The organism is Streptomyces sp. NPDC001781, from assembly GCF_053596035.1.
Genome location: NZ_JBSFFI010000002.1, coordinates 211,178 through 235,258, shown reverse-complemented (window position 1 = coordinate 235,258; position 24,081 = coordinate 211,178). Strand labels below are relative to the sequence as shown.

Sequence of the window (24,081 nt, the reverse complement as noted above, 5' to 3'; positions counted from 1 at the left end):
ACGCACGGGCCGGATGGACCACACAGCAGCGAGAGGTGATCGATGGGCGTCACGGACCCCGCCGGGCCGGTGATGGACCGGGACGAGGTGGACCGTGCGCTGGCGCGGCTCGGCCAGGAGCACGAGGCCATCGAGACCTCGCTGTTCGCGCTCCAGGACCACGCCGGCCGCCGCCTGCTGGAGGGCGCCGAGCTGACCGGTGTGACCAAGGAGCGTTGGGCCGCCACTGAGGCGTCGATCACCCTGCTGTGGACCTGCTTCGACGCGTACACCGACGCGGTGCGCGAGGCCCGCGAGATCCGCTCCCGGCGCCGCTGGTCCAGCCGGGAGGACCTGGTGGAGCTGACCGGCCTGCTGCGCGGGGAGTCGGTCACCGTGCCCGGCGGCGCCTCGGGGTCCGCCGTGCTCAGCGAAAGCTTCACGCTGGCCGCGCTCGTGGACCGGATGAACGAGCTGTACGCGTCCTCGCTGGACATGGTGGTGGCCGCCGACGCCGTGTGGTCGGCGCTGCCCGCCCGCATCGACCTGCTCGCCGCCGAGCTCCAGCGAACTCGCAGACTGGCCCACTCCGTCGGCGTCCGCCCCGGCGAACACCCCTCCGGGGACGACCTGGAGGGCATCACCCGCACCCTGACCGAGCTGCGCGAGGAGGTCGTCCGCGATCCCCTGGCGCACTGGGTGCCGGCCGAGGGCGGGTCCGCGCCCGGCGGGGGCCGGCCGGACACCACGGTGTACGACCGGGAGGCGCGGGCGCTGGAGGACGTGCGCCGGGAGGTCGAGGCGGTGCTCACCGTCCGGCAGGACGCCGAGGAGCGGCTGATCCGGCTGCGGGACGTGCTGTCCCGCGCCGACCGCACCCTGGCCGAGGCACGCACCGCGCGCGGCGAGGTGCTGGCGAAGATCGCCGCGACCGAGGTGCCGGTGGTGAGCGGGCCGCCGACCGTGCTCCAGGAGCAGTTGGCGACGGCCGCCGAGTACCGCCGCCGGGCCCGCTGGCACCGCCTGTCCCCGCTGCTGGAGTCGCTGGAGCAGCGGGCGGAGGACGAACTGCTGCGCGCCCGCGAGTCGTTGACGGCGGTCACCGCGCCGCTCGCGGTCCGCGCCGAGCTGCGCGGCCGGCTGGACGCCTACCGGGCGAAGGTCACCCGGCACGGCCTGGCCGAGGACCGGCTGCTGATCGAGCGGTACGACGCAGCCCGCCGGATGCTGTGGAGCGCGCCCTGTGATCTGCGGGTGGCCGAGCAGGCGGTGCTGCGCTACCAGCAGGCGGCGGCCGAGCTGCTGGCCCCGCCGAGGGTCCCGGAGCAGCACGCGCCCGAGGACGGCAAGGGGGACCAGGAGTGAGCGAGGAACGGCGCGCCTGCCAGCGCCCCGGCTGCGCGGGTGCCTACGAGGACATGGGCGGCGGCGAACTGTACTGCGACACCTGCGGCCTGGCCCCCGTGGTCGCCCCGGGGGCGAGGCCGGCACCGGAGCCGGTGGGTTCGGTGGGCTCGGCGCCGACCGGGATCAACGGCGGTGGCACGCGCAGTTCCTCGCAGTCCGCCCGGTCCCGGCGCTCGGTGTCGGGGCGGCTCTCCCGGTCGCTGTCGGGGAGGTCCGGCGGCCGCTCGGTGTCGGTGCGCGGCTCGGGCTCGGCCTCCGGGTCCTCGGGGCGCGGCAGGCTGGGTGCCGGGCTGGTCGTGGTGCCGCAGGTGCCGAGGCCCGACCCGCGCGCGATGGTGCTGGACGACCCCCAGGTGCCCGAGCGCAAGCGGTACTGCTCCCGCTCGGACTGCGGGGCGCCGGTGGGGCGGGCGCGCGGGGAACGGCCGGGGCGCACCGAGGGGTTCTGCACCAAGTGCGGTCACCCGTACTCCTTCGTGCCCAAGCTGCGTGCCGGGGACATCGTGCACGGGCAGTACGAGGTGGCGGGGTGCCTCGCGCACGGCGGGCTGGGCTGGATCTACCTCGCGGTGGACCGCGCGGTGTCCGACCGGTGGGTGGTGCTCAAGGGCCTGCTGGACACCGGTGACCAGGACGCGATGGCGGCGGCGATCTCCGAGCGCCGGTTCCTGGCGGAGATCGAGCACGCGGGCATCGTCCGCATCTACAACTTCGTCGAGCACCTGGACCAGCGCACCGGCTCGCTGGACGGCTACATCGTCATGGAGTACGTCGGCGGCAAGTCGCTGAAGGAGATCGCCAACGCCCGCCGCACACCGGACGGCAGGCGGGACCCGCTGCCGGTGGAGCAGGCGTGCGCCTACGGGATCGAGGCGCTGGAGGCGCTCGGCCACCTGCACAGCCGGAACCTGCTGTACTGCGACTTCAAGGTCGACAACGCCATCCAGACCGAGGACGAGCTCAAGCTGATCGACATGGGCGCCGTGCGCCGCATGGACGACGACGAGTCGGCGATCTACGGCACGGTCGGCTACCAGGCCCCCGAGGTCGCCGACGTCGGCCCTTCCGCGGCCAGCGACCTGTACACCGTGGGCCGCACCCTGGCCGTCCTCACCTTCGACTTCCAGGGCTACACCACCGTCTACGCCGACGCGCTGCCCGACCCGGACACCATCGAGGTGTTCCGCCGTTACGAGTCCTTCTACCGCTTCCTGGTCCGTGCCACCGATCCCGACCCGGCCCGCCGGTTCGCCTCCGCGCAGGAGATGGCCGACCAGCTCACCGGCGTGCTGCGCGAGGTCGTCTCGCTGAGCACCGGACAGGCCCGGCCCGCGCTGTCGACCCTGTTCGGGCCCGAAGTGCGGGTCGTGGAGACCGAGTTGTTCCCGGTGCTGGACGGTGAGGTGTCCCGCCTCGGCGCCCGCGCGCTGCCGGGACCGGGCCGCCCGCCCCTGCCGCCGCCCGCGCTGGTCCGACCCGTCGACACCGCGGCCGCCGCGCTCGCGCTGCCCGTGCCGCTGGTCGACCCGAACGACCCGGACGCCGGGTTCCTGGCCGGCCTCGCCGCCTCCGCGCCGGAGGAGCTGCTCGGCGCGCTGGACGCGGCACCCGCTCAGGGCGTGGAGACCCGGCTGCGCAGGGTGCGCGCCCGGCTGGAGCACGGCGACCGGGAGGCCGCGCTGGCGTCGCTCGCCCGGCTGGACGAGGAACGGCCCGACGACTGGCGGGTGGTCTGGTACCGGGGGATGGCGGCGCTGGTCACCGGGGACTTCGAGAACGCCGCCCTCGCCTTCGACGCGATCTACGACGCCTTTCCCGGCGAGGCCGCGCCCAAGCTGGCGCTCGGCCTGTGCGCCGAGGTGCTGGGCCAGTCGGACAACGCCGCCGAGTACTACGGGCTGGTGTGGGCGACGGACCCGAGCTTCGTCAGCGCCGCTTTCGGCCTTGCGCGGGTGCGGCTGGCGAGCGGGGACCGGGCGGGCGCCGTACGGACGCTGGAATCGGTGCCGGCGTCGTCCATCCACTACACGGCGGCGCGGGTCGCGGCGGTGCGGGCACGGCTGCGGCAGCGCACGGCGGCGGCCGGTGACGTACCGTTCCTGGACGACCTGACCGCCGCCGCGGGCCAGGTCGAGGCGCTGGACGCGTACGGGCTGGACCCGGCGCGACGCGAGCGGTTGTCGGCCGAAGTCCTCGGCTGCGCCCTGGACTGGATACTCTCCAGGGGTCAGGACACCGCTCGGCCGGTCGCCGGCGGGCGGTTGCTGCTCGGCAGCGGTCTGGACGAGCGGGGCCTCCGCCTCGGTCTGGAGCGCGCCTACCGCACGCTGGCCCGGCTGGCGCCCGGCGGCGAGGAGAGGATCGAACTGGTGGAACGGGCCAACCGTTACCGCCCCCGGACGTGGGTGTAGTCATGTCACAGATGCCCCAGCAGGCCGCACTGCCCCAGTGCCCGAGCTGCACGGAGCCGCTCGAACCGGGCGACCTCTTCTGCGGCGCGTGCGGATACGACCTGTCCGCCGTGCCCGCGCCGCCCGCGGACCGGCCGACGCTGACCATGACCGGCGCGCCGGACGGCGACGTCGACTGGCCCGAGCCCGAGCCGGCCACCACCGGCAGCACCGAGCCGCGCGCCCACCGGGCGGCCGACGTGCCCGGCACCGACTCCGGCGGCTCCCCGCTGCCCGCGCCCGAACCGGCCGCGCCGGGGGTGCGCTTCGACCGGCCCGCCGGCCCGGCCGAGCCCGAGGAGTACCCGCTGCAGGCCCCCGATCCGCGTGCCGAGGTCCCCGCGCAGGTGTGCGTGGCCTGCCGCGCCGGCCGGGTGGACGGCGACGGCTACTGCGAGAACTGCGGGCACGCCCAGCCCCGCGAACGCGACCACATGGAGCGGGAGTCGGGCCCGGTGGCCGCGATCAGCGACCGGGGCCTGCGCCACCACCGCAACGAGGACGACTTCGCCGTCGCGCACATCGCGCTGCCCGACGGCTCCCCCGCCGCGCTCGCCGTGGTCTGCGACGGCGTCTCCTCCGCGACCCGCCCCGACGAGGCGTCCACCGCCGCCTCGCGGGCGGCCGCCGACGTGCTGCTGGCGGCCCTGCCGCGCGGTACGCACCCGCAGACGGCGATGCACGAGGCGATCGTGGCGGCCGCGAAGGCCGTGGACGCGCTCGCCGGGGAGCCCGACGGTGCCCGCGAACACGCCCCGCACCAGAACGCCCCGGCCTGCACGATCGTGGCCTCGGTGGTCGCCGCAGGCCTGCTGGTGGTGGGCTGGGTCGGCGACAGCCGCGCCTACTGGGTGCCGGACGACCGCTCCGCGCCCCCGGCCCGGCTGACCGAGGACGACTCCTGGGCGGCCCAGATGGTGGCGGCCGGCCTGATGAACGAGGCGGAGGCGTACGCCGACGAGCGGGCCCACGCCATCACCGGCTGGCTCGGCGCCGACGCCTACGAACTGGAGCCGCACACCGCGTCGTTCAAGCCCGACCGGTCCGGCGTGGTGCTGGTCTGCACCGACGGCCTGTGGAACTACGCCGAGGCGCCGGAGGAGATGGCCGACGTGCTGCCCGCCGACGCGGCCGCCCGCCCGCTGCACGCGGCGCGGGTGCTGGTGGGGCACGCGCTGGACGCCGGGGGCCACGACAACGTAACAGTGGCCGTCGTGCCGTTCCCCACGCCGCCGCAGGGGGCAGGATCGGCCTGAGGCCCTCGCCGCGCGGGTGACCGCGCCGTACGGGAGCCTCGGGCACGGGGAAGCACGGACAGCACGGGGAAGGACGGGCGGACACGGAGGGGACCGGTCCGCCCGATCGCACCGCCTCGCGGGGAGCGGGGCGTGTCCGAGGGGGATGTGAACCAGCATGACCGATTTCGCCGAACCGGGTGGACCGCGGTTCTCGGTGGACGTCTACCAGAACGAGTTCCTGCCGGAGGGCGGCCGCGAGGTCAACGCCATCGTGACCGTGACGGCCGAGGGCGGCACCGCGCCCGCCGGTCCGGGGGCGCCGGCCGCCGTGGTGCTGATGGTGGACTGCTCGGGCTCGATGGACTACCCGCCCAGCAAGATGCGCAACGCCCGCGACGCCACCGCCGCCGCCGTCGACACCCTGCGCGACGGGGTGCACTTCGGGATCGTCGACGGTACGCACGTCGCCCGCGAGGTCTATCCGGGCGGCGGACGGCTCGCGGTGGCGGACCCGACCACCCGTGCCCAGGCCAAGCTGGCGCTGCGCAGGCTCGGCGCGGGCGGCGGCACCGCGATCGGCACCTGGCTGCGGCTCGCGGACCGGCTGCTGGCGGGGGCGGACGTGTCGATCCGGCACGGCATCCTGCTGACCGACGGACGCAACGAGCACGAGTCGGCGGCGGAGCTGAAGGACGCTCTCGACGCGTGCGCCGGGCGGTTCACCTGTGACGCGCGGGGCGTGGGCACCGACTGGGAAGTGAAAGAAGTCACAGGCATCGCCTCGGCGTTGCTCGGCACCGCCGACATCGTCGCCGATCCGGCCAGGCTCACCGAGGACTTCACCCGGATCATGGAGTCGACGATGGGCAAGGAGGTCGCCGACGTCGCCCTGCGGGTGTGGACGCCGGTCGGCACCCGCATCAAGTTCGTCAAGCAAGTGGCTCCCGCAGTAGCGGAGTTGACCGATCGGCGCACCGAGGCGGGCCCGCGCGCCGGGGACTACCCCACCGGCTCCTGGGGCGACGAGTCCCGCGACTACCACCTGTGCGTGGAGGTCCCGGCGGCCGGACTGGGGCAGGAGATGCTCGCCGCGCGCGTCTCCCTGGTGGCGGCCCGACCGGACGGATCGGTACGGAATCTCGGCGCCCAGGGGCTCGTCCGGGCCGTGTGGACCGACGACATGGCCGCCTCCACCTCGCTGAACGCCCAAGTCGCCCACTACACCGGCCAGGCCGAACTGGCGCAGGCCATCCGGGAAGGACTGGATCTACGCAAAGCAGGCGATATGGATGGAGCAACGGCCAAACTGGGACGTGCCGTTCAGCTGGCGGGGGTGTCGGGGAACGCGGATACTGCGAAACTGCTTGCGAAGGTGGTGGACGTGGTCGACGCCCCGACCGGTACTGTGCGGTTGAAGGCGAAGGTCACGGAGGCCGACGAGATGACACTCGAGACCCGGTCCACGAAGACTGTTCGCGTCAAGAAGTGACCCTGGCGACAGGGACCCTGTAGACACCGATACCTCAGCAGAAGGGGTACCACCGACATGCCGACCTGCCCGAACGGACACCAGTCGGGTTCCGACGACTGGTGCGAGGTCTGCGGTCACCGCATGGCCGGTGCCGTGCCTCCGCCCCCGCCCCCGTCCGGCGGCGGCTACGGTTTCCCGCCGCCGCGCGCCGAGGGACGTCCCTCGCCCGGCGCGCAGGCCGAGCTGTGCCCGCAGTGCCGTACGCCCCGCGAGGGCGGCGCGCCCTTCTGCGAGGAGTGCCGGTGGAACTTCCTGACCAACACCGCCACCTCGTACACCCCGGCGGCCCCGCCCCGGCCGCAGCAGCCCCGCTACCAGCCGCCGAGCCGGCCCTTCGACGGCGCCGGTGACGGATACGAGTACCAGGGTTCGCGGCCCTCGCAGGTGAATCGGCCCGCCGAGCCGATACCGGCGTTCGACAGCGAGCCCTCGGGGCCGACGCCGTTCGGCAACGAGCGCCGTCCGGCGTCTCCGCCGCCGCCCACGTCGGGCGGTCCGTCTCCCTTCGGCGAGCGCCGCCAGGGGCCTCCGCCGGGATTCGGCGGCGGGCAGGGCCCGGGCGGGCCCGGCCAGCAGGGTCCCGGCCCGCAGGGCCGTCCGGGTCAGCAGGGTCCGGGTGGGCCTGGCGGCCCCGGTGACGGGCCGGGTTACGGCGGACCGGGTGGTCCCGGCCGTCCAGGCGGCCCCGGCACACCGGGTGGTCCGGGTGGTACCGGCGGTCCCGGCGGCCCTTCCGGTCAGGGTGGCCCCTCCGGTCCCCCGCCGTTCGGGCGTGAGCCCTCCGCCTTCGGCGCCGCGCCCTCCCGGCAGGCACCCCCGCCGTCCTCGCCGTCCGGCTTCCCGCAGGAGCCCGGCCGCACCCCGGCGGGCGGCCCGTCCTTCGCCGACGACGACTGGGTGATCCCCCCGCCGCCGTCGAACAACCAGCCCTCCGGCGCCCCCGCCAGCGGGTACGGCTTCCCGCAGCCCGGCACCGGCCAGAACCAGGGCTACCCCCAGGCTCCGCAGGCCCCGCAGGGACCCGCGACCTGGACCGCGACCATCGGCCCGGACCGCGACTACTTCATGGCGATGATGCAGCGCTCCGGTCCCGAGGCCGCGGGGCTCAACCTGCCCGCGTACTCCCCCGAGCAGCAGCGCACGCTCTCCGGCAACCAGGTCACCATCGGCCGCCGCCGGCACTCCACCGGCGACACCCCGGACATCGACCTGTCGGTGCCGCCGGAGGACCCCGGTGTCTCGCACCAGCACGCGGTGCTGGTGCAGCAGCCGGACGGCGGCTGGGCGGTCGTCGACCAGAACTCGACGAACGGCACCACGGTCAACGGCTCCGACGAGCCGATCCAGCCGTTCGTGCCGGTCCCGCTCCAGGACGGCGACCGGGTGCACGTGGGCGCCTGGACGACGATCACCGTCCACCGGGGCTGACCGGCGCTTTCACGGCAGCGGCCAGGCGTGGCGGCCCTCCGGGTCGTCCAGCCAGGCCCAGGCGCGCGGGCCGCTGACCGTGACGCCGTACCGTTCGCGGTCCGGCATGCCCGCGCTCTCCCACAGCGCGTACGCCTGGGCGGGTTCCAGTGAGCCCCCGGCGAGCCCCAGCAGGAAGCGGAACGACTCCTGGTCCCGCCCCCACCCCGGCAGTCCCCGGGTGGACACCGGCTCGGCCGCTGCGCCGCACTCCCCGCGCAGCGGCACGAAGTAGGCGCCGGTGGGCAGGAAGCGGCCCTCGGCGCGGCCGGACTCCGCCACGTCCAGCGCGAGCAGCCCGTTGTTCAGCGGGGCGATGATCCGGGCGCCGGGCGCGCACTGGGCGGTCCAGGGGCGTGGCACGGTGGGCAGCATGCAGGTGGCCATGATCCGGTCGTAGGGGGCGTGCGCGGGTACCCCGTGCGCGCCGTCGCCGGTGACCACCACCGGGTGGTAACCCGCCGCGGCGAGGTGCCGCCGGGCGGGCTCGGTGATCTCCGGTTCCATGTCGACCGTGGTGACCAGGGAGTCGTCGCCGAGGCGGTGGGCGAGCAGGGCCGCGTTGTAGCCGGTGCCGGTGCCGACCTCCAGGACCCGGTCGCCGTCCCGGACGCCCAGCGCGACCAGCATCCGGGCCATCAGCGAGGGCTGGCTGCTGGAGGAGACCAGTTCGCCGCCGTGCAGCCGGGTGGCCAGCGGGGCGTCGGCGTAGGCGCCGCGCGCCCAGCGCTCCCGCCGGGCCGGGTCGGGGTCGTCCGCCGCGTACCGCTCGTACCCGCCGAGGACGCCGACGTAGTAGTACGGCACGAACAGGTGCCGGGGGACCTCGGCGAACGACTCCCGCCAGACGGGGTCCGCCTGCCAGGCGCCGTCGCGGTCGATCTGCCGGACCAGCGCGGCCCGCGCCTCGGCGGCCACCCGGGTCAGCTCGGAGTCATAGGCGCCCATACCTCCACAGTAGGCACGATCGGGGGCGGTGGCGGCGGGCCGCGGCCGGTCCCGGGGCTTGAGTTCCGGGCCCCCCGGTCTGAGACCATGGACGGGTGAACGAGATCCGACGTGGCACGCTTCAGGAGCAGACCTTCTACGAGCAGGTCGGCGGGGAGGAGACCTTCCGCCGGCTGGTGCACCGCTTCTACGAGGGCGTGGCCGAGGACCCGCTGCTGAAGCCCATGTACCCGGAGGAGGACCTGGGGCCGGCCGAGGAGCGGCTCACTCTGTTCCTGATCCAGTACTGGGGCGGACCCACCACGTACAGCCAGGAGCGCGGCCACCCCCGGCTGCGGATGCGGCACGCCCCGTTCGCCGTGGACCGGGCCGCGCACGACGCCTGGCTGAAGCACATGCGGGACGCGGTGGACGAGCTGGGGCTCTCCGAGGAGCACGAGCGGACGCTGTGGAACTACCTGACGTACGCGGCGGCGTCGATGGTGAACACGGCGGAGTGACCGGGCCTTCGCGAACGGGCTTTCCGCGGGGGCTCTGTGGACAGGGCTCCGTGGACAGGGTGGTCAGCGTACGGTGACGCCGAGCGCGCCGAGTCCGGCCCGGCGGACGGCGACCGACCCGTAGGGGGTGCGCAGCCGGAGCCACGCCCCGGAGGAGAACAGGCCCGTCTCCTCCGCGCTGTCGGGGTCGGGGGGCCGGAGGAAGCCCAGCGAGTGCGCCGCGTGCACGGCCCGCACCGGCAGCCGGGTCGGGCCGACCTCGCGGGACCAGATCTCCCGTCCGATCCGGTCCAGTTCGGCACGGGTGCGCTGCCCGGGCGCCAACTCCTCGGTGCGCGAACGGAATTCGGCGACCGACTGGGCCACGGTCCGGTGCAGCACCACAGGGCCCGGCAGCCCCGGCTCGGCCCGCCAGCCACCGCGTGGCGGCAGCATCCCGGCCCACGGGGGCCCGGTGACGGCGGCGGGCACGGCGGCGGTGGCCGCCCGTTCGTCCACCGACTCCAGCAGTTCACCCGCGGAGACGGTCACGTCGAGGACGGCGTCCAGCCCGTCCTCGTACGGCTTGGCGAGGCCTGCCGCGCGGACGGCGAGCACCTCGAAGGAAGGCGGGCGTCCGAACACGGCGAGCGCGGTCCCGGCCGCCTGGAGGCGTACCGCGGCCGCGCGGTCGTAGCGGAGCAGCCGGGTGAGGAAGGCGGCGAGGTCGGCCGCCTCCGTCTCGTCGGCGAGGTGGAGCACCGTCATGCCGCGACGGCCTTCTCCTCGGCGGGCTCGTCCCGGTACTCCTGGAGGAACTCCCGCTCCTCCGCGGTGATCCGGCGCGGCCGCTGGGCCTCGAAGTCGAAGGGGACGACGACGGTGGAGGCCCGCACGTACACGGTGTCCGCGTCCTTCACCTCGTAGGTGATGGTGAAGGACGCGGCCCGGATCTCGGTGATCCACAGCTCGACGTCCACCGGGTGGTGCCGGTGGACGAGCTGCCGCTTGTAGTCGATCTCGTGGCGCGCCACGACCGACCCCTGCTGGAAGTCCTTGTCCGGGCGGAACAGGAAGTCGATACGGGCTTCCTCCAGGTAGCGGAGGAACACCACGTTGTTGACGTGGCCGTACGCGTCCATGTCCGCCCAGCGCAGGGGGCAGCGGTAGATGTGGCGCAAGGTGCGATCAGCCCCGGGTCAGCTTCTTGTAGGTGGCACGGTGCGGACGCGCGGCGTCGGCGCCGAGCCGCTCGATCTTGTTCTTCTCGTAGGACTCGAAGTTGCCCTCGAACCAGAACCACTTGGAGTCACCCTCGTAGGCGAGGATGTGGGTGGCGACCCGGTCCAGGAACCAGCGGTCGTGGGAGACGACCACGGCGCAGCCGGGGAAGTCCAGCAGCGCGTTCTCCAGGCTGGAGAGGGTCTCGACGTCGAGGTCGTTGGTGGGCTCGTCGAGGAGCAGCAGGTTGCCGCCCTGCTTGAGGGTGAGCGCCAGGTTGAGGCGGTTGCGCTCACCGCCGGACAGCACGCCCGCGGGCTTCTGCTGGTCCGGGCCCTTGAAGCCGAAGGCCGACACGTACGCGCGGCTCGGCATCTCGACCTGGCCGACGTTGATGTAGTCGAGCCCGTCGGACACGACCTCCCACAGCGTCTTCTTGGGGTCGATGTTCTCGCGGCTCTGGTCGACGTAGGAGATCTTGACCGTGTCGCCGACCTTGATCGCGCCGGAGTCCGGCGTCTCCAGGCCCTGGATCATCTTGAACAGCGTGGTCTTGCCGGCGCCGTTCGGGCCGATGACGCCCACGATGCCGTTGCGCGGCAGGGTGAAGCTGAGGTCGTCGACGAGGATCTTCTCACCGAACGCCTTGTTGAGGCTGTCGACCTCGACCACGATGTTGCCCAGACGCGGGCCCGGCGGGATCTGGATCTCCTCGAAGTCCAGCTTCCGCATCTTGTCGGCCTCGGCCGCCATCTCCTCGTAACGGGCGAGGCGGGCCTTGGACTTGGCCTGGCGGCCCTTGGCGTTGGACCGCACCCACTCCAGCTCTTCCTTGAGCCGCTTGGCGCGCTTGGCGTCCTTCTGGCCCTCGACCTTCAGACGGGTCTGCTTGGTCTCCAGGTAGGTGGAGTAGTTGCCCTCGTAGGGGTAGGCGCGGCCGCGGTCGAGCTCGAGGATCCACTCCGCGACGTTGTCCAGGAAGTACCGGTCGTGGGTGATGGCCACGACGGTGCCCGGGTACTTGGCGAGGTGCTGCTCCAGCCAGTTCACCGACTCGGCGTCGAGGTGGTTGGTGGGCTCGTCGAGGAGCAGCAGGTCGGGCTGCTCCAGGAGCAGCTTGCAGAGCGCGACGCGGCGCTTCTCGCCACCGGAGAGGTTGGTGACGGGCCAGTCGCCGGGCGGGCAGCCCAGCGCGTCCATGGCCTGCTCGAGCTGGGCGTCGAGGTCCCAGGCGTTGGCGTGGTCCAGTTCCTCCTGGAGCTTGCCCATCTCGTCGAGCAGCGCGTCGGAGTAGTCGGTCGCCATCAGCTCGGCGATCTCGTTGAAGCGGTCGAGCTTGCCCTTGATCTCGGCGACGCCCTCCTGGACGTTCTCCAGGACCGTCTTCTCCTCGTTCAGCGGGGGCTCCTGGAGCAGGATGCCGACGCTGTAACCGGGGGAGATGAAGGCGTCACCGTTGGAGGGCTGCTGCAGCCCCGCCATGATCTGCAGCACGGTCGACTTACCGGCACCGTTCGGACCGACGACGCCGATCTTCGCCCCCGGCAGGAAGTTCAGGGTGACGTCGTCGAGGATCACCTTGTCGCCGTGCGCTTTGCGCGCCTTGCGCATGGTGTAAATGAACTCAGCCAAGAGAAACCGTCCGACGCTTGAAATCTGGCAGTGGGCAGATACACCCCATCTTGCCGTACGGCCACCCCTGGGCGGAAACGCGTGAAGCCGGGCGCCTCTGACCTGGGGTTTCACTGACTGCAGCGATGGCTCGTCCGTCAGCGCCGGTCGCCGTTGGCCGGCCGCGGGCGCCCTCGCACGGCCCAGAGCAGAGGGTGCCACTCCCCCGCCACGCCGGACTGTCGTGCGGTCGTGACAGGCCCAGCGGAGCGCCCCATCCTCTTCCTGACGGCCCACTCATCCCGTTCGGGCCCTCACCCAGTCGTCTGCAGGCCCCTGCTTCCGGCTCCCGGCCTTCCCTCGAAGATGGGAACCCACTGCTCGGACGGCTTGATCCCAGCCTTGGGCCGCGCCTCATGGCGCTTGACTGCCGCCTCGTGTGGGCGTCGACCTGGATGGAGGATGCAAACGAGGCCGTCGCCCCACGCCTTGGACTGCCCAGACTGCCCGTCGTGGAGTGGCCGGACACGTGCGCCGACGACAGCCCGCGCGGCCTGCAGGGGAAGGGCCGTCGTGGGCTGTCGTCATCGGTCGTCGTCGGCCACTTTCGGACGGCCCACGGACGGCCCAGCGCCGGCTGTCCCCGAGCCGGGGACCGACCCCGGCTGAGTTCGACGCTCGGCCTTGGCCGGGGTCGGAGTCTGCCCAGGCGTAGAGCGGTCAGGAGATCTGCTGAACGAGCATCCAGACAGCGACAATCAGAAAGACCCCTCCGACGACCCGTGCCATGGCGTACCCCGCCCTCGTGGGCTCAGTGGCGTCGTAGTCCTTCACGAAGGGCCGCTGGAGTGGCCGGTTCGCCCTCCACAGCAACTGCGGCCTGATCACCTGAATCAGGCCAACAACCACGAAGACACACAGCAGTACGACGATCATCAGCCTCTCCCCACCCTGTGCGCTCATAACCGAAGGCAGCGCTGGCACCGCCCATACCCCCAACGCGCACAAGCAGACGCCTCTGATTTCAGCGCTCCCTGTCTCCGAGATCGTGGACTGTGCCTAGTGCGCGGCCAGGTCTACGGGCGCTGAATCACGAAGACCGTGGGGCTGGCTAAACCAGCGGGGCGCTGTCCATCAGCTCAGGACAGCGCCCCGTGAGGCACAAGGACTTCAAGGTCTGGCCTCATCCTTGTCGGGTCGATCACTGGACGACTGGGGCCCCGAAGAACTCCCTGACCTGGGCGGTGCAGTAGTCGCTGGGGACCGCCACGGTCCTGCTTTGTTCGTCGCTGTCGGTGTCAGTCGTTGATGTCAGACGTCAACAGTCCGTTGACATGAGCTTGGTCGACGCTCGCAGCCTGAGTGGCGGTATCTCCGGACCTGTCCGGGCGATCATGTGACTGCTTCGTGCAGTCCCGGGCCGTGGCCACTCGCTACGACAAGCGCGGCTACGTCCTTCTCGGAACGGTCACCGTGGCTACCGCGATCATCTGGCTCCGCTCATGACCGGCCGGACGCGCTCGGCTCAAGCGCAGGGGTCTGGCCAACCGCCGCGAGCAGTTCGAGCGGCAACTCTTTATCCCCCTGTCCAATGGCGAGCCCGAGCCAGCGGTCGGGATCCCGGTGCGGCCACGCCTGCATGCTTCCAGCCAGCTGGCTCAGGCAGTTGATCGGCTCGGACACCGCCTCCCCCTCGAGGCCGGCCCGCAGATACGGCAACAGGTCAACGGCGAGCGGCTCGCCCCAGCGTGCCGTAAGGGTTGCGATCAGGGCGTCCAGGTAGGCCCGCAGGTCTGCGTCAGCCTCGCGCGCCGCCCGGCCGTCATCGTCATCCCAGAACTCCTGACTGTCCCGCAGGATGCGCACACGATGCTCAGGGCCACCGCACCCGGTGTCGTCATGGAAGTTCGCCTCTGGGAAAGGCTGTGCGAGCAGCTCGTCGATCAAGGAGAGGTACTCCTCAATAGCCGCACTCGAAAAGGATCCGGACTCAGCGGTCGTCATGAGCGCAGGCTATGGGACTGCGCCGACAAACAACCCCTGGCCTTGCGCACCGAACCGTGATCCCTGAGCCGAGCAGGGTGCCCAGGACGGCTATGGCGCTGGCGATGATGGCTTCCACAGCGCAAGCTGATCATGCGTCGCCCGCGGCGGGGAGATGTCGACCCGGACCAGTTGCCGCCGAGGCGCTTTCCAACTGCCCCGACGGGAAGACGCGTTGCGCGGGGGAGCGGGGCACTCACTCCCCCGCCTTGTTCTCCCGCCCCCGCAGAATCACCAGCACCGCTCCGCCGATGACCACCAGCCCGATCGCCGCACCCGTGATCACCGGGGTCAGCGCGGACCCACCGGTCGCCGCGAGGTCCGTCCCCCCGGGGGCCTCGCCCGGCAGGGTGATCGGAGTCGGTTCGCTCAGGGTCTGGACCGAGGCGGCCGTCGCCGGGCCCTGGGTGGCGCAGTCGAGGATGCCGGTGAAGCGCTGGGCGAAGCCGCCGGGGCCGGTGACGGTGAAGTCGTAGGACTGGTCCTCCTTCAGGGGGACCGTGATCGTTTCGACCTTGCCGGGGGCGACCGTGTGGGAGGTGCCCAGAAGATCGAAGGTGAACGGCTCGTCGCCCTTGTCGGCGACCGTGACGTCCACGCCGCCCCTGGCGCAGTTCTTGCGGGCCGAGACCGCCGGCACAGCGCCCTCGGCCGCCCAGGACGCGTCGACCGTAGCCGAGACCGTGGACTCACTCGACCCGGCGAGGATCTGCGTCTGGCTGCGCGATTCGGAGGCGAAGGCACGGCCCACCGGGACGGTGGTGGACGCCTGCACCGCCACCTGCACCGCGGCGTCCGGCGCGCCCTCGGGTACGTCGAAGTAGAGCCGGCTGCCGTCGTGCGCGGAGGTGATCACCTTGCCGGTGCGGTCGATGATCCGCATCCCCTGGGCCGCCGCGTCCGCCGGGGGCGAGACGATCACGGCGGCGGCGTCGGTGTGCACGGTCACCGGTCCGAGCAGGCCGCCGGGGCGGCCGGAGACAGCGGGCGGGTCCAGCGTGAGGGAGGCCCGGGGCTCGGCCGCGGGGCGAGCGCTCTTCTCCAGGTAGTCCGCGAGCTTCTCCGCCTGCGGGTCCACCGCGTCGACCTTCGCCGTGTCCGAGTAGCGCCAGATGGCCACCTGGGTCCCGGCCGCCGCGTCCTCCTCGGTCAGCCCGGTGGCGCCGGCCTTGCGGGCGAGCGCGTCCAGATCGTTGACCTGCGGGTAGGAGTTCTGGAGTATCCAGCGGATGCGCCCGGCGTTCGCGTTGGCGGCCAGCGAGGTGCCGCTCCAGGGGGTCTCCTGGTACTTGGCGTCGCGCTGCGTGGGGTTGTGCAGGTCGACGCAGTACGTCTGGAGGGTGCCGCCGCCGTCGACGGACATGTCGAACAGTCCGGCCGGTACCCGCAGGTCGGTGCCGCCGTCCTCGTGGATCACGGCCTCGCCGTACGTCTTCAGGCCGTTGATTGTGGCCGTCGCCCCGTTCTGCGTCTGCGGTCTGCCGTCGGCCAGGGCCGTACCGGCGCCGGACAGCACACCCGCCGCCGCCAGCCCGCAGGCCAGCGTCAGGGCACCGGCCTTCACGGGCGCGGTGGACCGGGTGAACCCAGAGAACGCAGAAAGCACAGAATTCCCCTTCGAGCAGGACCCGTTGGACTTGGGGGGCGGTCCCGCCAGCAGAAATCACCAACCCCTGGGGGGTGTTCGCCTGGGCATCCTATGGATCAACGAAGCCCGCACCCGGCGGTCGGATGGTCGTACGACTGATCCGAGCTGGAATCGTTATCGCGGGGGCGTGCCACGGGCTGGCTTATCGACAAATCCACCGCACCGGATGGTGTGTTCGCGGCGCATTCACCGATAAGCCACGTCTCGGTCAGACAGGGGATGGCGTCACGTCACCAGAACAGCTGTCGCCTCTGGTTGATCCGCCGGTTCCGTGGGAGGGGGTGTCTCCCACTGCGGCTCGGGACGCGTCTCCGCGCGAGCCGGTGTCTCCGGTTTCGCGGAGCGCCGGAACGCCGCCGTCCCCCGCGTCAGGTCGTGGCCGATCGTCACGGCGTCGATGTCGGCCGACGCCCACGCCTGCTGCTGCCCCTCCCGCGTCTCGGACCGCACCTTCAGCCGGCCCTGCACCACGAGCGGCTGCCCCACCTCCACCGACGCCGCCACGTTGACGGCGAGCTGCCGGTTGGCCCACACCGTGAAGAAGTTAGTGTGCCCGTCGGTCCAGAGGTTCTTCTCCCGGTCCCAGTACCGCGCGGTCACCGCGAGCCGGAACCGGGCCGACGGGCCGTTCGGCAGCTCCCGGTACACGGGCCGCGTCGCCACGTTGCCCACCACGCACAGCACGGTCTCGTTCATCGTGATCCCCTCCCTCGCCCGGCGCTCGCCACCGGGCCGCCGGTGCCGCGACGGGCCTGTCCCGTACGGCTTTCTGATGCCGTGCGGCGCGCACCGGTCTCACTCGTGGCGCGCCGCACGACCGCCGATCACGAATCCCGCCCGTCCCCCCACCCGGACGATCCGGGTCGGGCGGGCGGTGCGATCGCCGTGGCACCAGACTGCGCCCACCCGGCCCCGCCCTGCCGAGCGCTGTGGACAGCTCCCCACTTGCGGGCAACTCCGTCACCCGATCGAGTGGTCACACTCTCCACCGGCCGCCCCGGCCCATCCCTGGCATCACTACCGCCCGACCCCCACCCCCGCGATCCGCCCGTACTGCTCCCGCACCTCCCGGTACCGCAGCAGCTCCGCGGCCACCGGGTCCAGCACCCGGGCCCGTCCGCAGCTCGCCGCCGCCTCCCGCAGCCTGCGCTCCGCCTCCTGCCCGTACCGCCGTGCGGGCCCCCGTGCCGCCAGCCGGCAGGCCCACTCCACCAGCGGCCCCCCGACGATCCCGCACAGCATCAGCAGCACCGGCACACCCAGGTTCGGCGACAGCACACCCGCGATCTGCCCGACGAGCCACGCCCCGCCCACGATCTGCAGCAGCGTCATCGACGCCTGCACCAGCACCGCCACCGGCCACCAGCCGGGGCGGGGCGGACGTCCCGGCGGCAGCCCGGCCCGGCCCGCGAGCTCGTCCAGCGACTCCGGCAGCCCCTGTGACCCGCGTACGGCCGCTTCGCGCACCGCCTGCGCCCAGGGCGCGGGCAGTTCGGCGGCAGCCCGGTCGGACACCGTCCGGACCGCCTGTTCCACCCGCTGGCGCGCGGTCGCCTCGGCGTCGGCGTACCGGCGTACCGGGAGGCTGCCGGTCTGCGGGCCGCCGCGGTCCTGGTACCAGCGCCACAGCCGCAGCCAGGGCGTGCCGCACGCGCGGTTGGCGCTGCGCAGCCAGGCGCGTTCGGCGGCCTCCCCGGCCGCGGTGGCGCCGACCGCGTCCGCGAGTCGCCCGGAGAACTCCTCCCGCGCCTCCTCGCTGAGCCCGACGCCCTGCCCGGCTGCGTACACCGGTCGCAGGCCGGCGGCGGCCGCGTCCACGTCCGCCGAGACCCGGCGGGCGGCCGCGTCCCGCTCGGCCACGATTCTGCCGAGCGTCTCGCGCAGGTCGCCCACGCCGTCCCCGGTGAGCGCCGAGAGGGCGAGGACGGTGGCGCCGGGTTCGTCGTACTCGCCGAGCGCGATGCCGTCCTCGTCGAGCAGGCGGCGCAGGTCGTCGAGGATCTGCTCGGTCGCCTCCGCGGGCAGCCGGTCGGTCTGGTTGAGCACGACGATCATCACCTCGGCGTGGCCCGCCATCGGCCGCAGATAGCGCTCGTGCAGCGCGGCGTCGGCGTACTTCTCGGGGTCGACCACCCAGATGACGGCGTCGACCAGCTTGAGGATCCGGTCGACGTGCTCGCGGTGCTGTACGGCGGCGGAGTCGTGGTCGGGCAGGTCGATCAGCACCAGCCCGCGCAAGCGCGCCTCGTCCTCGGCGCTCTGCAGGGGGCGGCGGCGCAGCCGGCCGGGGATGCCGAGGCGGTCGATGAGGGTCGCGGCGCCGTCGCTCCAGCTGCACGCGATGGGCGCGGCGGTCGTCGGACGGCGCACGCCCGTCTCGGAGATGGCCACCCCGGCGAGCGAGTTGAACAACTGCGACTTGCCACTGCCGGTCGCGCCCGCGATGGCGACGACGGTGTGCTGCCCGGACAGCTTGCGGCGGGCCGTGGCCTCGTCCAGGACGCGCGCGGCCTCGGCGAGGGTCTGGTTGTCCAGGCGCGCGCGGGACAGGCCGACCAGTTCACGAAGCGCGTCGAGGCGGGAGCGCAGGGGGCCGTCGTACGCCAGCGGGGCCGGGGGCCCGCTCGCAGCGCCGCGCACGGCGGCCTCCGGAGGCGCGCCACCGTCGGTGACGCGGCGGGCGATGAGGCCGTCGTCCCAGGAGACCTCGTCATCGAGGCGCTGATCGCCCTCCACGCGCGCGTGCGGCTCCTCGTCGGCGGGACCCGTGGCGTCGACGTGATCCCTCTGGTCCTTCTGGGCGGCGGTGGTCACCGGTCACCTCTCCTTCTGCAGTACGGACAGCGCGGCGATGAGTTCGGCCTGCGACTCGGCATGGACGTCCAGGGCGTCGAGGGGGGCGAGGCGGCGCTCGCGTTCGCCGTGCAGGACCCGGTCGACGTGCTCGGTGAGCAGGCGCCCGGCGCGGTCGCGCAGCCGCAGCGCGCCGTGCGCACCGATCCGCTCGGCCAGCCCCTCGCCCGCCGTACGCGCCCGGCGTCCCCCGAGGACGACGGCGGCGGCGAGCGCGGCGACGGTCTCGGCGTCGGGGGCGTTGCCGCGCTCCAGCTCGCGGACCTCGTCCTCGGCGTGCTCCTCCAGCTCGCGCCGCCAGCGCCGTACGGCGAGACCGATGCGGTGCTCGGCGCTCTCCGGAGAGGAGTCGCGGTCGGCGAGTTCCGGGGCAGCGGCGGCCGGTTCGCGGCGCCAGGACTCGGCCACGCGCTCGTCGGCGGCGGTGACGGCGCACAGCAGCAGCGCGCCGAGGCTCTCGGCGAGGGCGTCGAGGAGTTCACCGGCGGTGCAGTCCAGCGGGAAGGCGCGCCAGCGTTTGAGGGCGTCCCCGGCGAGGACGGTGCCGGACTGGAGCCTGCCGAGCACGCGCGCGTGCTCGCTGTCGTAGGCGCCGTCCACGGCGGAGGTGAGGCGGAGGGCGGCCGCGTACTGGGCGGCGGCGGCGCTCGCCAGTTCCGGCGTGCGGGCGGCCAGCGAGTCGAGCAGGCCGTACGCCGTACGGGTGAGGGCGCTGCGGCGGGCGCCAGGGTCCTGGGCGTGGTGGTGCAGCCAGGTGCGCAGCGAGGCGACGGCGGATGCGGGCAGCAGGCCGCCGCCCCAGGCCGACTCAGGCAGCTCGGGCACGGTGAAGCGGGGCACCTCGCCGAGGCCGGCCTTGGTGAGCAGGGCGCCGTACTGGCGGGAGACCTCGGCGACGACCTGGTGCGGGACGCGGTCCAGGACGGTGATCAGGGTGGCGCGGTATTCCTTGGCGGTGCGCAGCAGGTGCCAGGGGACGGCGTCGGCGTACCGGGCCGCCGTCGTGACCATGATCCAGATGTCGGCGGCGCAGATGAGCCGGGCGGCCAGTACGCGGTTGCCGGCGATCAGCGAGTCCACGTCCGGCGCGTCGAGCAGGGCGAGTCCGCGCGGGAGGGTGTCGGCGGTCTCGACGCGGAGCACGCGCGCGTGGTCGTCGACGGGTGTGTCGCTCTCCTTGGCGGGTTTCTCCCGGTGGGACACCCAGCGACGGGTGAGGTCGGGCAGTACGCGCATGCCGCTGAACCAGTGCTGGTCCTCCGGGTGGCAGACGAGTACGGGGGTACGGGTGGTCGGCCGGAGCACACCCGCCTCCGTGACGCGGCGTCCCACCAGGGAGTTCACCAGCGTCGACTTCCCGGTCCCGGTCGAACCGCCGACGACGGCCAGCAGGGGCGCCTCGGGCGAGCGCAGCCGGGGTACGAGATAGTCGTCCAGTTGGGCGAGCAGTTCGTCCCGGTTGGCGCGCACACGCGGGGCTCCCGCCAGGGGGAGCGGATAGCGTGCGGCGGCGACACGGTCGCGCAGGGCAGCGAGTGCGTCGAGTAGCTGAGGGCGTACGTCCAAGGTCACCACATGCGAAGAATGCCCAATTTTAGGGGAATTCTGAAGCATATGGACATGCCTGCGCGCCGAGGGGACGGACCCGGACGGAAGGGACGACTGGGACGCGGGCCCCCTCCCGGCATAACGAGTGCACAACACCCGGCGCGTCCGGGCGCAAAAGCGATGCATGATTCGTACCCGCCTGCGATTATCTTGACCGCTTCACCGAACCTCCACATCGAGCCACGGAGGCGCGGCGACGGGGTCAAGGAACGGGGAGCTTTATCCTTGACCCGCACCAGGCCCCCGTAGCTCAGTGGATAGAGCAGGCGCCTTCTAAGCGCTTGGCCGCAGGTTCGAGTCCTGCCGGGGGCGCGTCTTCCAGCCCTCCCTCCGGGGAGGGCTTTTTGCTGGTCAGACGCGTTGTCAGTGGTCATGGAGAGGCCCCGGCCTCTCCCCCGACGATCACGGGAAGACTCCGGGGCCGTCCGGCTGTCACCGGGTTCTGGCGGGTGGCCGTGTCGAATACGTGTCGAAGTTTTCGTGGGCTCCGTCAGCCGACATCCGGCCGCTCGGGCAGATCTCCGGCAGCCTCCAGTCGCCGTTTGAGATCAGGAAGCTGTCCCTCGACGCACCGCGCGTAGGTGGCCAGAAGCACGGGCACGCTGTTGCCGGCCCAGTCGGCCACCTGTGCGGGCGGGATCCCGTCGTTGAGCCATTTGGTCAGGCGGGTGTGCCGGATGTCGTACACCCGCTTGCCAGTGGGCGACTCGAAGACGTGCGCAGGCATTACCTCTTTGCGGGCGCTGCGCCAGGCTCGGCGGATGACGGAACCCGCCAGGATGCTGCCCTTCTCCCCCTGAAACAGCAGGTCGCCGGGCCGGAGCTCCTCGTTCTCGATGTGCCGCCGCAGGATGCGCGTCAGGGCCGGATGGCCCGGAACAGTACGCGTCTCCCCCTCGGCACGGCCCTTGAGATCCCGCTCTTCATGGATCTTGCCGGTGTCGGTCCACTGCTTGCCCACTTCCGGCGTGGCTGTGTGGATCAGCAGCTCGCACCACTCGCTTCCTGGGCCGTCCCTGGGCCGTCCGAGGTTGCTCGGCAGTGGCCATTGACGACCAACGACGACCACTAGGCGCCCGTTCCCACCGCTTCTGAGCAGCGAAAACCCAGTTCACCAAGATCCCCGGCAAGACCCAGGGCAAGAAGACAGCGGCCGGGGGTGGCCGTACGATCGGCCCTCCGATGCGCGACGAAGTAGAGGGCCCCACCGCGACGGATTGGCGCGGTGGGGAGTCCTTTGCTGTGGATCAGCAGGCTTCCCCGAACTTGACCGCGGTGAAGGTGATCGGCTGCCCGTCGAGCTTGACCCCGGAGGCCGGTTCCTGGCTGCAGACTTGCCAGTTGGACTCCATGAGGATGAAGCGATCCTGCCCAGAGGCGTCGTTGACCGTAATGCTGGCACTGCTGTCGAGAGCCTCACGAGCGGCGTTGACAGACTTGCCTGTGAAGTCAGGCATGGTGGAACCGGCTGCTTTCGGCTGGGCTCCTTCGTCCGCGGCCGGGCAGGTCTCCTCCAGCTTGACCGTCGCGAAATCGATGGTCGTGTCCGTCGAGCGCTCGCCCGCCATAGGCGCCTGCGAGCAGACCTTCCAGTTGCGGTCAAAGACCTGCATGCGGCCTCGGCCGGAAGCATCGTGCGAGGAAAGCGCGTAGAAGCCGGCTGCCTGCGCCTGGTCCTGGGCGGACTGGAGACCCTTGCCCGTCATGTCGGGCAGGACTGCAGTCTTGGCCTTCCCGCTGTTGTTGTCGCTGCCGGTCGTACCAGTCGTCCTCGGGGCAGTATCGGTCTGGCTTTTGCTAGACGCGATGGTGCTGGGCTTGCTTGAAGTGCTGCTTGTGTCGGTGCCTTCGCAGGCAGTGAGCGCGCACAGCGCTGTGACAGCGAGTGCGGCGGCGGTGATGCGGCTGTTCATGGTCCCCCCAGGACGGTATTTGCATCGGAGATGCATCATGCTCATGCATCAACAGGCGACGGCAGCGCCGGCGGCAATGACGGCGGACGGCAGCGGCACTCGGCGACCCGACGGCGTCGTCTGCGCCACCGTGTCTTTGGGATCCGGTGAGGCCCCGGTTGCGGTAGGCGGCCAGGGTGGCCCTCCCAGGATTAGGAGGGCCACCCTGGTCATCTATGTCACGCGGGCACCACGTCTTTGGACTCTGCCACCTTGCGCGTGCCCCAGTGCGTGGTCCGGGCCTGAGTCAGCGCCCAGTACATCGCGGGCTTGATCAGCAGCAGGTTCACCAGCGACACCAGCGGGGTCAGCAGGAGCCATGCAAAGAGCCTCTGACGGGCGCCGAGCTCGGGCCTCAGCGCGGCGTACATGCCCGTCTGGGCGTAGGTCAGGATGATCCAGTAGCCCAGGCCGTACAGGAACATCACCTTGCTGCCCGTGTAGTGCGGGATCACGAACAGCACCCAGGCGTAGAGCACCGGCGAGAGCACGGTGAGCACCAGGCCGTACAACCGGAAGAACAACGGGGCCGCCGAGAAGTTCGTCAGCTCCCAGCCCACGTACTTCCAGTACGACTTGAACCACCGCACCCGCTGAGTCCACAGCTCGCTCAGGTCCTCCGGCATCGCGCTGTACACCCACGCCTCGTTCACCGCGACGACCTGTCCGTGCTGGAGCGCGTAGTGCGTCAGGCGACGGTCGTCACCGGCCGTGCCGGAGGTCACGTAGTCCTCCAGGTTGGCCAGCACAAATTCCTTGCGGTACAGGCCGAGAATGCCCGAGGTCGGTGCCACGGCACCGAGTTGGGAGCGCGCCATGCGGGTGACCAGGCACCAGGTCACGATCTCCACGTCGATCACGCGCGTGAGCAGGTTGGCCGTCCGGTTGCGGACCAGCGTCAGCCCGGTGGCTGCCTGGATCCGCAGGTCCGACATGGCCTTCATGCAGTGCCACAGCGCGTCCTTGTGCAGCACGGAGTCCGAGTCCACAGTGAGGATGAAGTCGTAAGAAGCTGTTGTCGTTCCGATCTTGTGGGGTGGGTGTCGAACGGGAGTCTCGATCGAGTGATCGCGGCGGACTGCGGGCATGGAGGCAGGGCTTCTTGATAGCTCGGGGTTGCGAAGCCGACCGAGATCTATGAAACCCTGTTGCCGCGGTTGTACGTGCTTGCGCCGGTGGTGTTCAACTCGGCTGCACTGTCGCCCGCGGTCACGTTGATCATCAGCAGCGGGTCGGCCGTGTCGCAGATCAGATGCCGGTGTCTGCCATTTGATTTTCTTGCCTCCGCCGTAGCCCCGGCTGCCGCGCCGACGACCGCGTCGGGCTTCACGGACTGCGAGTCGATGACCGCGACCGTCGACTACCTCCCGCCCGGCCCGCTCGCGGACCTTCCCACGCAGCCGGGCGTGGAGCTCTGCGATCAGTCCGGGCTCGCGGCGTCGGCGGAAGAACGCGGAGACCCGGTCCCAGGCGGGAAGTCCACCGGCTTCGCCCGCCACTTGATCCCGTTTCGAGGACGTAGAAGACAGCATCGAGCATCTGGCGGTGGCAGTAGCCCTTCGGACGCGTCCGCCCCGGCCCTCGTCATGCACGGACACGAACAGATTCACCGCCCCGGCACCCGCTTTCGATCACACCGCCCTGAA

At 71.9% G+C, this 24,081-nt stretch carries 20 protein-coding genes, 1 tRNA gene and 1 pseudogene; 8 read left to right on the top strand and 14 right to left on the bottom strand.

Annotated elements, in window-relative coordinates:
• Positions 1 to 42 precede the first annotated feature (42 nt).
• The 5 genes from ACWCV3_RS02825 to ACWCV3_RS02805 all read left to right on the top strand — a co-directional run bounded on the left by ACWCV3_RS02825 (position 43) and on the right by ACWCV3_RS02805 (position 8,033).
• Complete coding sequence (locus ACWCV3_RS02825; RefSeq protein ID WP_451217386.1) at positions 43 to 1,344, top strand: hypothetical protein; 1,302 nt, start codon at positions 43 to 45, stop codon at positions 1,342 to 1,344.
• 53 nt (positions 1,345 to 1,397) lie between these two features.
• Positions 1,398 to 3,797, top strand: a complete 2,400-nt coding sequence (locus ACWCV3_RS02820; RefSeq protein WP_451217554.1) for a tetratricopeptide repeat protein — start codon at positions 1,398 to 1,400, stop codon at positions 3,795 to 3,797.
• Between the two features lie 2 nt (positions 3,798 to 3,799).
• Positions 3,800 to 5,092 (top strand): PP2C family serine/threonine-protein phosphatase, encoded by a 1,293-nt coding sequence (locus ACWCV3_RS02815; protein WP_451217383.1) that lies wholly within the window; start codon positions 3,800 to 3,802, stop codon positions 5,090 to 5,092.
• A gap of 157 nt (positions 5,093 to 5,249) precedes the next feature.
• Positions 5,250 to 6,563 carry a VWA domain-containing protein gene (locus ACWCV3_RS02810; protein WP_451217380.1) on the top strand — a complete coding sequence of 438 codons (1,314 nt, stop codon included), beginning with the start codon at positions 5,250 to 5,252 and terminating at the stop codon, positions 6,561 to 6,563.
• Between the two features lie 57 nt (positions 6,564 to 6,620).
• Positions 6,621 to 8,033: an FHA domain-containing protein gene (locus tag ACWCV3_RS02805; protein ID WP_451217377.1), complete on the top strand. Its 1,413-nt coding sequence runs from the start codon at positions 6,621 to 6,623 to the stop codon at positions 8,031 to 8,033.
• A 9-nt stretch (positions 8,034 to 8,042) separates the two neighbouring features.
• On the opposite strand, the gene ACWCV3_RS02800 is transcribed toward ACWCV3_RS02805, so the two are convergent.
• Positions 8,043 to 9,020, bottom strand: a complete 978-nt coding sequence (locus ACWCV3_RS02800) for a methyltransferase domain-containing protein (RefSeq protein ID WP_451217374.1) — start codon at positions 9,018 to 9,020, stop codon at positions 8,043 to 8,045.
• A 95-nt stretch (positions 9,021 to 9,115) separates the two neighbouring features.
• Here ACWCV3_RS02800 and ACWCV3_RS02795 point away from each other — a divergent pair, with 95 nt between their 5' ends.
• Positions 9,116 to 9,520, top strand: coding sequence for a globin (locus ACWCV3_RS02795; protein WP_451217371.1), 405 nt, complete (start codon positions 9,116 to 9,118; stop codon positions 9,518 to 9,520).
• A 63-nt stretch (positions 9,521 to 9,583) separates the two neighbouring features.
• On the opposite strand, the gene ACWCV3_RS02790 is transcribed toward ACWCV3_RS02795, so the two are convergent.
• From ACWCV3_RS02790 to ettA, 3 genes are read right to left on the bottom strand one after another with little or no spacing between them, the layout of a single operon-like run.
• Positions 9,584 to 10,267: a hypothetical protein gene (locus ACWCV3_RS02790; protein WP_451217368.1), complete on the bottom strand. Its 684-nt coding sequence runs from the start codon at positions 10,265 to 10,267 to the stop codon at positions 9,584 to 9,586.
• Positions 10,264 to 10,680: an acyl-CoA thioesterase gene (locus ACWCV3_RS02785; RefSeq protein WP_031182327.1), complete on the bottom strand. Its 417-nt coding sequence runs from the start codon at positions 10,678 to 10,680 to the stop codon at positions 10,264 to 10,266. Before ACWCV3_RS02785 ends, ACWCV3_RS02790 begins: the two co-directional genes overlap by 4 nt.
• 7 nt (positions 10,681 to 10,687) lie before the next feature.
• On the bottom strand, positions 10,688 to 12,352 hold the full coding sequence (gene ettA, locus ACWCV3_RS02780; RefSeq protein WP_451217364.1) for an energy-dependent translational throttle protein EttA: 1,665 nt from the start codon (positions 12,350 to 12,352) through the stop codon (positions 10,688 to 10,690).
• A 218-nt stretch (positions 12,353 to 12,570) separates the two neighbouring features.
• On the opposite strand from ettA, the pseudogene ACWCV3_RS02775 reads away from it, so the two are divergent.
• Positions 12,571 to 12,903, top strand: a pseudogene (locus tag ACWCV3_RS02775) (hypothetical protein); the annotation flags it as partial.
• Positions 12,904 to 13,051: 148 nt separating this feature from the next.
• Here the strand turns inward: ACWCV3_RS02775 and ACWCV3_RS02770 are convergent.
• From ACWCV3_RS02770 to ACWCV3_RS02745, 6 genes are all read right to left on the bottom strand, one after another.
• A complete protein-coding gene (locus ACWCV3_RS02770) occupies positions 13,052 to 13,267 on the bottom strand; it encodes a DUF6199 family natural product biosynthesis protein (RefSeq protein ID WP_451217361.1) in 216 nt (71 codons plus the stop codon).
• Positions 13,268 to 13,831: 564 nt separating this feature from the next.
• Positions 13,832 to 14,335, bottom strand: a complete 504-nt coding sequence (locus tag ACWCV3_RS02765) for a hypothetical protein (protein ID WP_451217358.1) — start codon at positions 14,333 to 14,335, stop codon at positions 13,832 to 13,834.
• Between the two features lie 235 nt (positions 14,336 to 14,570).
• The gene (locus ACWCV3_RS02760) at positions 14,571 to 15,980 is read right to left on the bottom strand and encodes a Cys-Gln thioester bond-forming surface protein (RefSeq protein ID WP_451217355.1); all 1,410 of its coding nucleotides are present in this window, start codon (positions 15,978 to 15,980) and stop codon (positions 14,571 to 14,573) included.
• 267 nt (positions 15,981 to 16,247) lie between these two features.
• A complete protein-coding gene (locus ACWCV3_RS02755) occupies positions 16,248 to 16,718 on the bottom strand; it encodes a single-stranded DNA-binding protein (RefSeq protein ID WP_451217352.1) in 471 nt (156 codons plus the stop codon).
• A gap of 321 nt (positions 16,719 to 17,039) precedes the next feature.
• Positions 17,040 to 18,836 (bottom strand): YfjP family GTPase, encoded by a 1,797-nt coding sequence (locus ACWCV3_RS02750; protein ID WP_451217349.1) that lies wholly within the window; start codon positions 18,834 to 18,836, stop codon positions 17,040 to 17,042.
• Between the two features lie 3 nt (positions 18,837 to 18,839).
• On the bottom strand, positions 18,840 to 20,450 hold the full coding sequence (locus tag ACWCV3_RS02745) for a dynamin family protein (RefSeq protein ID WP_451217346.1): 1,611 nt from the start codon (positions 20,448 to 20,450) through the stop codon (positions 18,840 to 18,842).
• A gap of 272 nt (positions 20,451 to 20,722) precedes the next feature.
• Here ACWCV3_RS02745 and ACWCV3_RS02740 point away from each other — a divergent pair.
• Positions 20,723 to 20,795: transfer RNA gene (locus ACWCV3_RS02740), tRNA-Arg, on the top strand.
• Positions 20,796 to 20,973: 178 nt separating this feature from the next.
• On the opposite strand, the gene ACWCV3_RS02735 is transcribed toward ACWCV3_RS02740, so the two are convergent.
• The 4 genes from ACWCV3_RS02735 to ACWCV3_RS02720 all read right to left on the bottom strand — a co-directional run bounded on the left by ACWCV3_RS02735 (position 20,974) and on the right by ACWCV3_RS02720 (position 23,765).
• Positions 20,974 to 21,444 (bottom strand): hypothetical protein, encoded by a 471-nt coding sequence (locus ACWCV3_RS02735; protein ID WP_451217343.1) that lies wholly within the window; start codon positions 21,442 to 21,444, stop codon positions 20,974 to 20,976.
• A 286-nt stretch (positions 21,445 to 21,730) separates the two neighbouring features.
• Entirely contained in the window at positions 21,731 to 22,396 is a 666-nt protein-coding gene (locus ACWCV3_RS02730) for a hypothetical protein (protein ID WP_451217340.1), read from the bottom strand.
• A 218-nt stretch (positions 22,397 to 22,614) separates the two neighbouring features.
• Positions 22,615 to 23,523 (bottom strand): glycosyltransferase family 2 protein, encoded by a 909-nt coding sequence (locus ACWCV3_RS02725; protein WP_451217337.1) that lies wholly within the window; start codon positions 23,521 to 23,523, stop codon positions 22,615 to 22,617.
• 47 nt (positions 23,524 to 23,570) lie between these two features.
• Positions 23,571 to 23,765 carry a hypothetical protein gene (locus ACWCV3_RS02720; protein WP_451217334.1) on the bottom strand — a complete coding sequence of 65 codons (195 nt, stop codon included), beginning with the start codon at positions 23,763 to 23,765 and terminating at the stop codon, positions 23,571 to 23,573.
• Between the last annotated feature and the right edge of the window lie 316 nt (positions 23,766 to 24,081).

Excerpts from the sequence above, each read along its gene's own strand:
- ACWCV3_RS02825 (WP_451217386.1), top strand. The coding sequence starts at position 43 with ATGGGCGTCACGGACCCCGCCGGGCCGGTGATGGACCGGGACGAGGTG.
- ACWCV3_RS02820 (WP_451217554.1), top strand. The coding sequence starts at position 1,398 with ATGGGCGGCGGCGAACTGTACTGCGACACCTGCGGCCTGGCCCCCGTG.
- ACWCV3_RS02815 (WP_451217383.1), top strand. The coding sequence starts at position 3,800 with ATGTCACAGATGCCCCAGCAGGCCGCACTGCCCCAGTGCCCGAGCTGC.
- ACWCV3_RS02810 (WP_451217380.1), top strand. The coding sequence starts at position 5,250 with ATGACCGATTTCGCCGAACCGGGTGGACCGCGGTTCTCGGTGGACGTC.
- ACWCV3_RS02805 (WP_451217377.1), top strand. The coding sequence starts at position 6,621 with ATGCCGACCTGCCCGAACGGACACCAGTCGGGTTCCGACGACTGGTGC.
- ACWCV3_RS02800 (WP_451217374.1), bottom strand. The coding sequence starts at position 9,020 with ATGGGCGCCTATGACTCCGAGCTGACCCGGGTGGCCGCCGAGGCGCGG.
- ACWCV3_RS02790 (WP_451217368.1), bottom strand. The coding sequence starts at position 10,267 with ATGACGGTGCTCCACCTCGCCGACGAGACGGAGGCGGCCGACCTCGCC.
- ACWCV3_RS02770 (WP_451217361.1), bottom strand. The coding sequence starts at position 13,267 with ATGATCGTCGTACTGCTGTGTGTCTTCGTGGTTGTTGGCCTGATTCAG.
- ACWCV3_RS02765 (WP_451217358.1), bottom strand. The coding sequence starts at position 14,335 with ATGACGACCGCTGAGTCCGGATCCTTTTCGAGTGCGGCTATTGAGGAG.
- ACWCV3_RS02755 (WP_451217352.1), bottom strand. The coding sequence starts at position 16,718 with ATGAACGAGACCGTGCTGTGCGTGGTGGGCAACGTGGCGACGCGGCCC.
- ACWCV3_RS02730 (WP_451217340.1), bottom strand. The coding sequence starts at position 22,396 with ATGAACAGCCGCATCACCGCCGCCGCACTCGCTGTCACAGCGCTGTGC.
- ACWCV3_RS02725 (WP_451217337.1), bottom strand. The coding sequence starts at position 23,523 with ATGCCCGCAGTCCGCCGCGATCACTCGATCGAGACTCCCGTTCGACAC.